The sequence below is a fragment of the Bifidobacterium phasiani genome (assembly GCF_019331775.1).
Classification (GTDB): domain Bacteria; phylum Actinomycetota; class Actinomycetes; order Actinomycetales; family Bifidobacteriaceae; genus Bifidobacterium; species Bifidobacterium phasiani.
In genome coordinates this window covers 26,793-40,370 of sequence record NZ_JAHBBD010000023.1, presented here as the reverse complement: position 1 = coordinate 40,370, position 13,578 = coordinate 26,793, and the positions used below count along the sequence as shown (strand labels likewise).

8 protein-coding genes are annotated in these 13,578 nt (G+C 65.8%); all 8 read left to right on the top strand.

Annotated features, from left to right (window positions below; all coding sequences use genetic code 11):
* The first annotated feature begins 785 nt into the window (after nucleotides 1-785).
* The 8 genes from KIH73_RS08990 to KIH73_RS08955 all read left to right on the top strand — a co-directional run bounded on the left by KIH73_RS08990 (nucleotide 786) and on the right by KIH73_RS08955 (nucleotide 13,483).
* Nucleotides 786-2,060 (top strand): ABC transporter substrate-binding protein, encoded by a 1,275-nt coding sequence (locus tag KIH73_RS08990; RefSeq protein WP_219082711.1) that lies wholly within the window; start codon nucleotides 786-788, stop codon nucleotides 2,058-2,060.
* A gap of 148 nt (nucleotides 2,061-2,208) precedes the next feature.
* On the top strand, nucleotides 2,209-3,249 hold the full coding sequence (locus KIH73_RS08985) for a carbohydrate ABC transporter permease (RefSeq protein WP_219082709.1): 1,041 nt from the start codon (nucleotides 2,209-2,211) through the stop codon (nucleotides 3,247-3,249).
* Nucleotide 3,250: 1 nt separating this feature from the next.
* Nucleotides 3,251-4,120 carry a carbohydrate ABC transporter permease gene (locus KIH73_RS08980; protein ID WP_219082707.1) on the top strand — a complete coding sequence of 290 codons (870 nt, stop codon included), beginning with the start codon at nucleotides 3,251-3,253 and terminating at the stop codon, nucleotides 4,118-4,120.
* A 76-nt stretch (nucleotides 4,121-4,196) separates the two neighbouring features.
* Nucleotides 4,197-5,816 (top strand): glycoside hydrolase family 43 protein, encoded by a 1,620-nt coding sequence (locus KIH73_RS08975; RefSeq protein WP_219082705.1) that lies wholly within the window; start codon nucleotides 4,197-4,199, stop codon nucleotides 5,814-5,816.
* Between the two features lie 261 nt (nucleotides 5,817-6,077).
* Nucleotides 6,078-8,045 (top strand): DUF1565 domain-containing protein, encoded by a 1,968-nt coding sequence (locus KIH73_RS08970; protein ID WP_219082702.1) that lies wholly within the window; start codon nucleotides 6,078-6,080, stop codon nucleotides 8,043-8,045.
* Nucleotides 8,046-8,108: 63 nt separating this feature from the next.
* The gene (locus KIH73_RS08965) at nucleotides 8,109-9,584 is read left to right on the top strand and encodes a carboxylesterase/lipase family protein (RefSeq protein WP_219082700.1); all 1,476 of its coding nucleotides are present in this window, start codon (nucleotides 8,109-8,111) and stop codon (nucleotides 9,582-9,584) included.
* Between the two features lie 27 nt (nucleotides 9,585-9,611).
* A complete protein-coding gene (locus tag KIH73_RS08960) occupies nucleotides 9,612-10,739 on the top strand; it encodes a family 8 glycosyl hydrolase (protein ID WP_219082697.1) in 1,128 nt (375 codons plus the stop codon).
* A gap of 203 nt (nucleotides 10,740-10,942) precedes the next feature.
* The gene (locus KIH73_RS08955) at nucleotides 10,943-13,483 is read left to right on the top strand and encodes an endo-1,4-beta-xylanase (RefSeq protein ID WP_219082694.1); all 2,541 of its coding nucleotides are present in this window, start codon (nucleotides 10,943-10,945) and stop codon (nucleotides 13,481-13,483) included.
* Nucleotides 13,484-13,578 lie beyond the last annotated feature (95 nt).

Genomic DNA, 13,578 nt, shown 5'->3' with positions numbered 1-13,578 from the left:
ACCAAGCGTCCCGTCCGCGGCGGCAGCACCCCCCGGATCATGGAAATGACAGGGCGAAAGAGCCATACCGCGGTCGGCGACCAAGTCCCGAATCAATTTGAGGACTCACCTAATACTGTAATGGGCGATGGTCGATGGTCGGCGGGTATGCGCCGGCGATGCGCGGCGGCGTGCGGCGGTGCGCACGGCGGAAGCCGGCGACGTCGCACGGATCTGGTGGAGGGCGGGGGCGTCGGCTCGCCGTGCGACGGGCGGCGCCGGTCGGAGGCGGCCGCATGGCCGTGAGCCTCGCCTATGGCTCGCGTATGACGGGTGGTGGTTTCGGGTGCGCGTGGATATGGGCGTTTCGAAAATCGCTGTGCGGATTCGCGGACGCACGTCGGCTGTCGGGCGCCTCGGCGTGTCGAAATTACGTCGAAAATGAACGGTATGTGAAACCGGCATCAATGTCCGCAGCGGCGACAAATGTGCGGAAAATCGCGCAACGTCGCCGAATCGACGAGACTGACGGCATGTGTATTGTTGGACGGTGACATGGAGGCCGCGTTGAAAGTTTGACGATTTAACTAACCTGTGTTACTGTAAAGTTATTCGAAAACAAAGAAAGTTTTCGGAGAAAATTAACAAGCAAGGAGAGCTTGCCGCATCGCTCCCTCCGGCTCGCACCGCAATCGACGACGTGACGCCACAAGCGTCCGCGGGCGGCCGGCGTCGTGGACGACGGGGAAGCGGCGTGACGTGGTCCGGCCAGCCGGGCCGCCGCTCGACAAGGAAAAGGAGAAACGATGAACATCAAGCGTATCGCCGCCGCCGGTGTGGCCGTCGCGGCCGTGCTGGGCTTCGGCGCCTGCGGCTCGAACTCGGCCGCCGACGACAACACCATCGTGTTCTGGCACAACGCCACCTCCGGTGACGGTCGTCAGTACTGGGAGGATTTCGCCGCGGAGTTCGAGTCGGAGCACGAGGGCGTCACCGTCCAGATCGAGGCCATCCAGAACGAGGACTTCGAGGGCAAGCTCACCACCGCCATGCAGGATCTGTCCTCCGGCCCGGACGTGTTCATGGCCCTGGGCGGACAGAAGGATCGCGACATGATCGCCGCCGGCCAGATGATGGACCTGACCGACAAGATCACCGATGAGAACAAGGAGAAGCTCGGCTCCTCGCTGGACTCCGCCACCTACGATGGCAAGATCTACGGCATGCCGACCACCGTCCAGCCCGGCGGCATCTGGTACTCCAAGGATCTGTTCGCCCAGGCCGGCATCACCGAGGTGCCGACCACCTGGGAGGAGCTGATGGATGCCTGCCAGAAGCTCAAGGACGCCGGCATCGACCCGATCGCCGTCGGCGCCAAGGACGCCTGGCCGGCCGCTCACTGGTACTACTGGCTGTCCCTGCGCATCTGCTCGCCGGACGTCTATGAGGAGAGCATGGCCAACAAGGACTTCTCCGCCGAATGCTGGACCGCCGCAGGCGAGAAGCTCCAGGAGCTCAATGATGCCGGCTACTTCAACGAGGGCTACCTGACCACCACCGCCCAGCAGGGCGCGAGCTCCTCCGCCGGCCTGCTGGCCAACCACAAGGCCGCCATGGAGCTCATGGGCACCTGGGAGCCGGGCGTACTCAAGGATCTGACCCCGGACCAGCAGCCGATGGCCGACCTCGGCTTCTTCGCCTTCCCGTCCATCGAAGGCGGCGAGGGCGAGGAAGGCACGTTGATGGGTGCCGCCACCGGCTTCGGCGTGAATCCGGAGGCTCCGGATGCCGCCATCGATTTCATCAACAAGATGGCCGAGAAGGAGTGGCAGGATAAGTACGCCACCGCGTTCTCCACGATTCCGGCGACGACCGAGGCTCAGGCCGACGTGACCGATGAGAACCTCACTATGCTCGTTGCCGCCCTTAACGAGTCCGATGGCATGAAGCTGTGGATGGACACCTCGCTCGGCTCCAACATCGGCAACGCGCTGAACACCGCTGTGGTCAACCTGCTCTCCGGCAACGGCACCCCGGAGGACATCGTCACCGCGATGAGCGACGCCGCCGCCAAGGGCTGATCTCGGCCGAGGCGCTCTCTGACTGAAACGGCGGCCGGAACCGGAGGATGAATGGTTCGGACCGAAGATGCATGAACCATTTGCCTAAGGTCCCGGCCGCCGTGTCCCTTTTGTCCACAGCATTCACAAGAGAATCAATGGAGATGCCATGACAAGTGCAATCCATGCGGAGGCGGCACGGCCCCGCTCCGCCAAGAAAGAGAAGAAGCCGAGCAGCGGCAAGGGACGCCGCGGTTTCGAGATCTTCATCCTCTCCGCGCCGGCCATCATCGTGTTCGTCGGCTTCGTGATCCTGCCGCTGATCCTCGGCTTCTACTACGGCTTCTACCGGTGGAAGGGCTTCGGCATGCCGTCGGAGACCGGTGAGTTCGCCGGCCTTGACAACTACATCACCGCGCTCAAGGATCCGACCTTCCAGGCCGCCATCGGCCACACGTTCATCGTGGTCATCGGCTCGCTGGTCATCCAGGCCCCGATCGCCATCCTGTTCGCACTGCTGCTCAACCAGAAGTTCAAGGGCCGCGGCCTGGTCCGTACGCTCATCTTCGTGCCGTACGTGATCTCCGAGGTCATCGTCGGCACCGGCTGGAGCCTGCTGCTGCAGAAGACCGGCGCCGTCAACGAGCTGCTGTCCTACATCGGCATCGACGGCCCCGACTGGCTGGCCGACCCGAAGATCGCCATGATCACGCTGCTGGTCATCATCAGCTGGAAGTACATCGGCTTCGCGGTCATCCTGATGCTCGCCGGCATGCAGGCCATCCCCGAGGATCTCTACGAGGCCGCGAAGGTGGATGGCGCGGGCTTCTGGCAGATGCAGTGGAACATCACGCTGCCGCTGCTGGCCCCCACCCTGCGTATCTGGGTGTTCCTGTCGATGATCGGCTCGCTGCAGCTGTTCGACCTGGTCAACATCATCTGGGGCAGCTACATCTCCGAGACCGCCGGCGTCTCGACGATGGCGACCTACATGGTGCGCAACGGCCGCGACTCCGGCAACTACGGCTACGGCTCCGCCGTGGCGATCATCATCTTCATCATTTCCCTGGTCGTGGCGCTCGTCTATCAGAAGTTCGTGCTCAACCGCGATCTGGAAGGTGCTCTGACTGAACAAAAGCAGGCCAAGAAGCGCGCGGCCAAGCGCGCCAAGGAAGCGCAGCGTTTGGCTGTCGCAAGCGAGGTGAAGTGAGATGGCCAAGAACCCCCAATACACCAAGGCCAATGGCTACCGCGTCTCGCAGAAGACCCCGTGGGGCCACCCGGTGGTCTACCTGCTGTCGGTGATTCTGGTCGCGATCTGCACGGTGCCGGTGCTGTACATCATCATCGGCGGCTTCCGCACCAACTCCCAGATCACCAATAATCCGTCGGGCATGCCGAACCCGTGGGTCATCGACAACTACATCAACGTGGCGCAGAGCGACACCTTCTGGGTCGAGCTCAAGAACTCGCTGATCGTGGCGGTGTTCACCATGCTGGGCGTGGTCGTGCTCGGCATCATGGTCAGCTACGTCATCGCGCGTTACAAGTTCAAGTACGCACCGCTCATGTACTCGCTGTTCTCGGCGGGTCTGATGTTCCCGATGACGGTCGGCATCACCCCGCTGTACCTGATGATCCGCAACCTGGGCCTGTCGAACTCTCTGGCCGGCATCATCCTGCCGCAGATCGCGTTCGGTCTGCCCCAGACCATCATCATCCTGGTTCCCTTCCTGCAATCCATTCCGAATGAGCTTGAGGAGGCGGCCCTGCTCGACGGCTGCTCGCGCCTCGGCTTCTTCTGGCGTATGGTCATCCCGCTGGCCATGCCGGGCGTGGCCACCGTGGGCATCCTGCAGTTCGTCGGCAGCTGGAACGGCTACATGCTCCCGCTGTTCGTCCTGAGCAGCTCCGACAACTACACGCTGCCGCTCGGCGTGTCGATGTTCAGCTCGGAGCACTCGGTCGACACCGCGGCCGTGCTGGCGTTCACGTCGCTGGCGATGCTGCCCGCGCTGATCTGCTTCACGATCTTCCAGAAGAAGATCGTCGGCGGCCTGACCGGCGCGGTCAAGGGCTGAACCGTTCCCGGCACCGGCCCGTCCGGACGGCGTCGCACGTCCGAACGGGCCACCACTTACGTACAAGGGTGACAACATGACAATCTCGAATCCCGTGCTCACCGGCTTCCATGCCGATCCCTCGATGATCCGCGTCGGTGACACGTACTACATCGCCAGCTCCACCTTCGAGTGGTTCCCGGGCATCCGCCTGCACGAGTCGAAGGACCTGGAGCACTGGACGACGCTGCCCTACCCGCTCGGCGCCGAGCAGCTCGACATGCGCGGCGACCCGGCGTCCGGCGGCGTGTGGGCCCCGGACCTGTCCTACGCGGACGGAAGGTTCTGGATCGTCTACTCGGACGTGCACATCGTCAACGGCGCGTTCAAGGACGTCGTCAACTACCTGACGACCGCCGAGGACATCCGCGGCCCGTGGTCCAGGCCGGTCCGGCTCAACGGCGTCGGCTTCGACGCCAGCCTGTTCCATGACGACGACGGCCGCAAGTACCTGGTCCAGCAGACCTGGGACCACCGCGAATACAGGCACGCGTTCCACGGCATCACGCTGACCGAGTTCGACGCCTCGACGATGCGGCTGAAGCCCGAGACCGCGCGCACGATCTGGAACGGCACCGACGTCAGGCTGGTCGAGGGGCCGCACCTGTACCGGATCGGCGGCTGGTACTACCTGTTCTGCGCCGAGGGCGGCACGGTCTGGACCCACCAGGAGGTCGTGGCCCGCTCGCGCACGCTCGACGCGCTGTCCTTCGAGGGCTCGCCGACCAACCCGTTCCTGACGAACTACGACACCCCGCGCAGCTACCTGCAGAAGCAGGGCCACGGCGCGCTGGTCGACACCCCGTCCGGCGAGTGGTACTACGCCTCGCTGTGCGCGCGCCCGTGGCACCACGAGACCGAGTCGGTCACCGACCCGCGCGGCTGGTGCACGCTGGGGCGTGAGACCTCGATCCAGAAGGTCGGGTGGGACGAGGACGGCTGGCCGTACGTGGTCGGCGGCCACGGCGGGCAGCGGTACGTCGAGTCCCCGAAGGACGCGATCGCGCCGGCCGGGGCGCCGGCGGGCCGCGACCAGCACGACGAGTTCGACTCCGACACGCTCGGCCTGGACTGGAACACGCTGCGCATGCCCTTCGGCCCGGCGATGGGCTCGGTCGGCGGCGGTTCGCTGCGGCTGATCGGCCAGGGGTCGCTGTGCAACACCTTCGACCTGTCGCTGGTGGCCCGGCGCTGGCAGGCGTTCGACTTCGACGCCGAGACCTGCGTGGCGTTCGACCCCAAGACCTACCAGGCGATGGCCGGCCTGACGAACTACTACAACGACCAGCACTGGTCGTGGGCGTTCGTCACCTACGACGAGGACCGCGGCGCCCGCGTCATCGAGGTCGCGCAGAACGACCGCAACCGCTACACCTCGTTCCTGCGCGGGCGCGCGCCCGTCGTGCCCGAAGGCGTGGAGCGCGTGTGGCTGCGCACCCGGGTGCGCACGCGGTGGTACACGTACGAGTACTCCTTCGACGGCGAGGACTGGCGCGAGCTGCCGGTGCGCCTCGACGCCAAGGTGCTTTCCGACGACTACGTGAACCAGACCTACGGCGGCTTCTTCACCGGCGCGTTCGTCGGCCTGGCCGCGGTGGACTACTCCGGCTACGGCGAGGTGGCCACCTTCGACCACTTCGACTACAGGGAGCTCTGACTCCCGTTCCTCCTCCCTCGCCAGAGGGAGGAGACGGTCGTTCCGTCCTCTCTGACGAGGGGTGGAACGACCCGCCCGGAACCCTGCCCACCCCCCTGATGAGGGGTGTCGGCGCAGCCGGCCGGAGGAGGGGCCTGACATGGCATCTCGCCTCCGGCGCTCTCGTTCCGCATCCTCGTCGGAAGGAGACGACGGGGTGCGACGTCATATACTTTGTTGGCCGCATTGGTGCGATCTCGACATCAAAGGAGATGCAATATCATGGCTTTTGAATTCCACGTCCGTCCCGATGGCGACGACCTGGCCGCGGGCGATTTCAACCACCCGTTCGCCACCATATCGAAGGCCGCCGCGCTGGCCCGCCCCGGCGACACCGTCATCGTCCACGACGGCGTCTACCGCGAGCAGGTCGATCCCGCCCACGGCGGCGTCAGCGATCTGGAACGCATCGTCTATCGCGCGGCCGATGGGGAGCACCCCGTCATCAAGGGTTCCGAGCGCATCACCACATGGGAGCGAGACCGCGGCAACGTCTGGAAGGTCACGCTGCCCAACGCGTTCTTCGGGGACTTCAACCCCTATCGCGAGCCGATCTTCGGCGACTGGCTCAATACGCCCGACCGTTTCGCCGACGCGCCGAAGCACCTGGGCGACGTCTACCTCAACGGCCGGTCGTTCTACGAGGTCACCGACCCGGCCGACCTCGACGACCCGCCGATCCGCACGACGCTGACCGACAACGCGCTGCAGGTCGTCCGCCCGGTGGACGACCCCGACCAGACCCGTTACGTGTGGCACTGCGAGGTCGACGAGGCCGCCGGGACCACCACCATCCGGGCCAATTTCCAAGGCGCCGACCCCAACGAGGAGTGTGTGGAGATCAACGTGCGCCGCAGCTGCTTCTTCCCCTCGCGCACGCACATCGACTACATCAGCGTCATCGGATTCGAGATGGCGCAGGCCGCCACGCCATGGGCGCCGCCGACCGCGCCGCAGATCGGCATGGTCGGCCCCAACTGGGCGCGCGGCTGGATCATCGCCGACAACGTCCTGCACGACGCCAAATGCTCGGCGGTCTGCCTGGGCAAGGAGGCCTCGACCGGCGACAACGAGTGGTACCGCACCGAACGCAAGACCGGCTACCAGTACCAGCTCGAGGCCGTGTTCAAGGGGCTGCGCGTCGGCTGGGCCAAGGGCGTGGTCGGCGGCCACCGGGTCGTCGGCAACACCATCCACCACTGCGGGCAGAACGCCATCGTCGGGCACATGGGCTGCGCGTTCAGCGAGGTCGCCTGGAACCACTGCCACCACATCGGCCTCAAGCGCGAGTTCTTCGGCTGGGAGGTGGCCGGCATCAAGTTCCACGCCGCGCTCGATACGCAGATCCACCACAACGACGTGCACGACTGCTCGCTCGGCCTGTGGCTGGACTGGCAGGCGCAGGGCACCCGCGTGAGCGCGAACGTGTTCCACCACAACGTGCGCGACGTCATGATCGAGGTCACCCACGGCCCGTGCCTGCTCGACGACAACGTCTTCGCCTCGCCCTGCACGCTCCAGCAGTTCGCGCAGGGCACCGCGCTGGTGCACAACCTGATCGCCGGACGCATCGACCTGCACCGCGTGATGGACCGCTCCACGCCGTACCACTTCCCGCACACCACCGAGGTCGCCGGCTGCGCGTTCGTCTCCGGCGGCGACGACCGGTACGTCAACAACGTGTTCACCAGGCCCGACGGCGGGGAGGATTGCCCCGGCGAGGTCGGCCTGGAGGCCTACGCCGGCTACCCGACCTCGATGGAGGGGTACGTCGCCAGCATCCACAAGGCGGTGGCCGAAGGCGTGCAGGGCGGCGGTGACCCCTCGCCGGTCCAGCCGTTGTACGTCGGCGGCAACGCCTACTGCGGCGTGCCGGCGGCGGAACAGGAGCCCGGCGCTGCGCGCACCGACGAGGCGCTGACCATCGCCGTGGAGGAGCGCGACGACGGCCCGGTGGTGATCGTGCAGGCGCCGGCTGCGCTGGCGGACGTACGCGTGCCGCTCGTCGGCACCGCGGACCTGGGCACGCCGCGCATCGTCGAGGCGCCGTACGAGCACCCCGACGGCACCCCGATCGCCTTCGACACGGACCTGCTCGGCGCCCGCCGCGCCGCCGCCGCGGCTCCCGGGCCGTTCGCGGCGCTGAAGGCGGGGACGAACCGGTTCGTCCTGCCTCGGCGCGCGGCGTAGCCCCGTCCCGCGGCACCAGACATCACGACAGCATCACGCCACACACGAGCAACGGAGCCGACCATGCTACGAACCGTACGGACCTCACTGGGGTGGGTCGAGGGCATCGCCGCCCCGGAACCGGAGATCACCGTGTTCCGGGGCATCCCGTTCGCCGCGCCGCCGGTGGGAGACCTGCGCTGGCGCGCGCCGCGGCCGGCCGAACCGTGGACGGGCACGCTGACCGCGCACGACTTCGCGCCGGCCTGCCCGCAGCCCACGCCGGGCGACTCCAACGCGTTCTACGACCGCGAGTGGGGGACCGACCCCGCCATCGCGCTCGACGAGGACTGCCTGTACCTGAACGTGTGGACCCCGGCCCTGCGCGGCCGTGGCCCGGATGCGCGCGTGGCCGCGGACCGGCCGCTGCCGGTCATGGTGTGGATCCACGGCGGGGCCTACCAGACCGGCTGCACCGCCGAGAAGGAATTCGACGGCTCGGCCCTGGCCCGCCGCGGCGTGGTGGTGGTGTCCGTCGCCTACCGGCTCAACGTGTTCGGGTTCCTCGCCCACAACCGTCTGCGCGAGGAGTCGCTGGCGCGCGGCGACGGCGAGCCGTACGCGAACTTCGGCCTGCTCGACCAGCGCGCCGGCATCCGGTGGGTGCGCGGGAACATCGCCGCATTCGGCGGCGACCCGGAGAACATCACCGTCTTCGGGCAATCCGCCGGGGCGGGCGGCGTGCTGGCGCAGATCTGCTCGCCGACGAACCGCGGCCTGTTCGGCCGGGCCATCATGCAGTCCGGCGCCGGGCTGGGCATGTTCAACCGCCGCCAGCAGAGCTTCGAGGACGGCCACCGCACCGCGGAACGCCTGTTCGCGGCGTTGGGCGTCCCCTCGCTCGACGCGGCGCGGCAGGTGCCGGCCGCCGAGCTGCTTGCCGCCGCGGAGGCGCTGCCGGTGCTTCCCGAATCCGACCGCGAGGGCGACTGGCCGATGATGGTCAACTGGACGCCGTGCGTGGACGGGCGTTTCCTCACCGACCAGTTCGCACGCACCATCGCACGCGGGGATCAGAACGAGGTCGAGATCATGCTGGGCAACACCACCGGCGAGTTCATGGAGGCCGACACCGCCGGCACCCCGCTTCCCGCGGGCGAGGTCGGCAACCTCAAACTGATCGCCGAATGGATTCGCAGCGGCCGCAAGGCGCCGTACTACTACCGGTTCGACGTGACCATGCCCGGGGACGACGCCGGCGCGTTCCACTCGTCGGAACTGTGGTTCTCGTTCGGCACGCTGGACACCTGCTGGCGGCCGTTCGTCGGATGGCACTACGACCTGTCGCGGCGGATGATCGCCTATTGGACGAACTTCGCCGCCACCGGCGACCCGAACGGTCCTGACACGGACGGTACGCCGTTGCCTGAATGGACAAGGTACGCTCCGTTCGGCGACGACGCCATGCGTCTCGGCCGGCGGACCCGCATGATCCGCGACTGGAGCACGAACGCCGAACGCAACGCGTTGCTGCAATGGGGCGGCGCGGCAACCAACTGAACCACGAGAACATGAAGGAGAACACAGATGACCGATCACCACGCTTCCGAAACCAGCCTGTTCGAACAGTGCGGCTACAACCGCGAGGCCATCAAGGCCCGTCTGGAACGCAACTGGTATGAGATGTTCGAAGGCCCGGACAAGATCTACTGGGAGAACGACGAAGGACTGGGCTACGTGATGGACACCGGCAACCACGACGTGCGCACCGAGGGCATGAGCTACGCGATGATGCTCGCCGTGCAGTACGACCGCAAAGACGTGTTCGACAAGCTGTGGGGCTGGGGCATGAAGTACATGTTCATGACCGAAGGCCTGCACCGGGGCTACTTCGCCTGGTCGGTGGACCCCAGCGGCGTGCCGAACGCCGACGGCCCGGCCCCCGACGGCGAGGAGTACTTCGCGATGGCGCTGTTCCTGGCCTCCGGGCGGTGGGGTGACGGCGAAGGCGTATACGAGTACTCCCGCCACGCCCGCTCGATTCTGCACACCTGCGTGCATCAAGGCGAGGACGGCGAAGGGTACCCGATGTGGAACCCGGAGAACCATCTGATCAAATTCATCCCGGAAACCGAATGGACCGACCCGTCCTACCACCTGCCGCACTTCTACGAGGTGTTCGCACAGCGCGCCGACGAAACCGACCGCCCGTTCTGGTCGCAGGCCGCCAAGGCGAGCCGCGAGTATCTGGTCACCGCCTGCCATCCGGAAACCGGCATGAACCCCGAATACTCGGATTACGACGGCACGCCGCATATCGACGAGCGCGACCACTGGCACTTCTACTCCGACGCCTACCGCACCGCCGGCAACATCGGGCTGGACTGCCTGTGGAACGGCGTTGTACCGGACCTGTGCGACGCGAACGCGCGGCTGCAGCGCTTCTTCCTCGAACACGACCGCACCTGCGTCTACGCGGTCGACGGCACGCCGGTGGACGAGACCGTGCTGCACCCGGTCGGCTTCATCGCCGCCACCGCCGAAGGCTCGCTCGCCGCGATGCACTCGCAGGAGCCGGACGCGCTCGACAACGCGATCCGCTGGGTGCGCCTGCTGTGGGACACCCCGATCCGCACCGGCACCCGCCGCTACTACGACAACTTCCTGTACGCGTTCGCGTTCCTGGCGCTGGCGGGGGAGTACCGCACCTGGTGAGGGCAGCGACGGTCTTGAGCCCGTCGGTTGCTGATCCGCTCCGTTCGATGGGTTCGGAACAGGGCTGACGTGCCAATGCGTCAGCGGGAGACAAGTGGGAAGGGGGGGTGCGAACGAACGGGTTCGGGGCAGAGCGACCGCCGAGCCGTATGACCCGATATGCGGGCCATGCAAGGAATACGCCATAATCAGTGAGGAAAGCAATGAATACATTGTTCAAAACAACCGATGAACGTGGGGCGTCCATGCGTCGCGGCATCGCGGCCGCAATCGCGGCGGCAGCCATGCTGGTGCCGTTGGCTTTCGCTCCGTCGGCTACCGCCGCGGAAGGCGACTACTCCGGTGGCATCAAGGGCGAGTACAACGCCTTGGGCATCGCCGCCGGTGTGGCTACTGAAACCTATAGCGGTCTCAATAGCCAGGAACAGCGGGATACGGTGCTTGCCAACTTCAACCAGATCACTCCGGAAAACTCGATGAAGCCGGAAGGCTGGTATGACGACAACCATAACTTCCGCATGTCCGATGACACCCGGAATCTGCTGAAGTTCGCCAGCGACAATGGCATCCGGATCTACGGCCACGTTCTGGTGTGGCATTCCCAGACGCCCGACTGGTTCTTCCAGGCGGACGAATGGTGCGTGGACACCAATGAGACCGCCGGCGCCACCAGCTGCCCGCTGGCAGACAAGGCCACGATGCAGGAGCGCCAGCGTCGGCACATCGAAAACGTCGCCAAGGCGATTTCCAATGAATTCGGCTTGTTCGGCAGCGCCACGAATCCCGTCGTGGCGTTCGACGTCGTCAACGAAACCGTGAACGACACCGACGATCCGGACACCAACGGCATGCGCAACTCGCTGTGGTACCAGACCTACGGCGGCGAGGACTACATCTACGACGCGTTCGAGAACGCGAACCTCTACCTGAATGATGTATATGCCGATCCCTCGGTCGAGCATCCGGTGACGTTGTTCATCAACGACTACAGCACCGAACAGTCAGGCAAGCGCACTCGGTATACGGCCCTGCTGGGCCGCATGGTCGACGAAGGCGTGCCGTTCGACGGCATCGGCCACCAGTTCCATGTGGCGTTGACTACGGCGACGTCGAATCTGGAGGCCGCGCTGACCGACATGGAACGGTTCAACAAGAAGCAGGCCATCACCGAGCTGGATGTGACGACCGGAACCCCGGTCACGCAGGCCAAGCTCATCGAACAAGGCCAGTACTACTACGAAGTCAACCAGATTATCCACCGTCACGCGGCGCAGCTGTTCTCCGTTACGGTGTGGGGCCTGACCGACGGACTGTCCTGGCGCAATGACGAGGGTGCTCCGCTGCTGTTCAATGACAGCCTGGAGAAGAAGCCGGCGTACATCGGCTATATCGGCGACAGCGCCAACCTTCCCGAACCGTTGAAGAGCATGGACGCATTCAAGGATGACGCCGTGAGCATCGACTCGGCGCTTCCTGGCACCGTGGCCGAGGCCGGCGCGTCCTCTCCGTGGGAACGCCTTCCGCTGGTCGAGATGACCCCGTCCGCAAACGGTGCCGTCTCCGGCTTGTTCAATGTGTATTGGAAGGACGGATCACTGGTCGTCTACGCGGATGTCGCCGATGCCAGCGCAGCGGATGACGACACCGTCACCGTGCATGTGGGCGACGCCGAGTATGTGATCGGCCGCAACGGTGTGACCGACGGCGAGGGCGTGCAGGCCAACGTCGTTCCGTCCGATACGGGATACGAGGTCGTGGCTGACATCCCGTACACCGGTGCCGAGAAGGACATCGTCGAGATGAACGTCATCGCGACGGACTCCGCCACCGCGGAGACCAGCGCGTGGAGCACGAACGACACCGGCGCCGTCACGCTGGCGGAGCCGCTGAGCTACACGGAGGCCGTGAAGGTTCCCGCCGACGCCCAGGCTCCGGTCGTTGACGCCGATCCGTCGGATCCCGTCTGGGAGGAAGCCAACGAGGTTCCCGTGGATAAGGTGACCGCTGCCACGCCTTCCCCTGAGGCGACCGCTACCGCCAAGACCCTGTGGTCGGACGGCAAGCTGTATGTCCTTATGGAAGTGACCGACGCGGACATCGATTTGACCAACTCGAATCCCTGGGAGAAGGACTCCGTTGAGGTGTACATCGATCGCGGCAACACCAAGAGCGGTCGGTACACCAACGACATCCAGCAGATTCGCGTGTCCGCCGATGGCGCGGAGCTGAGCTTCGGTTCCGGCGCGTCGGAGGATGTCCAGAAGTCCATGGTCCAGACCGCTGGCAAGATTGTTGACGACGGCTACGTCGTCGAGATGGCCATCGATCTGGGAACGGCTGAGGCCGGCACCTTTGAAGGCGTCGACTTCCAGATCAACGACGCGAAGAACGGCGCCCGAATCGGCATCCGCAACTGGGCCGATCCGACGGGCGCCGGCTATCAGACCGCAACTCACTGGGGTGTGCTGCGTCTGCTGGCCGATACTTCCGAAACCGAGACTCCGAGCGGCGAGGAAACGCCCGGCGGGGATACCGAGACTCCGAGCGACGAGGAAACGCCCGGCGGGAGTGTCGAGAAGCCCGTCGACGAGGAAACCCCGGAGGATACCGACATGCCTTCCGACGACGCTGACGACAACGGCGACAAGATGCCGCAGACCGGTTCCGCGGTCATCGGAGCCGCCGTGGTGGCGTTGCTGCTGGTTGCTGCTGGATGCGGGCTGGTCATCGCTCGGCGTCGATGAGACTTGTACACCCGCCAGCACGCCGAATCGTCTCGGCCCCTGCAAGGCCGGACGACAAGACCGCAAGCGGGTGCACAAGCTGAGAGCGTAAGCAC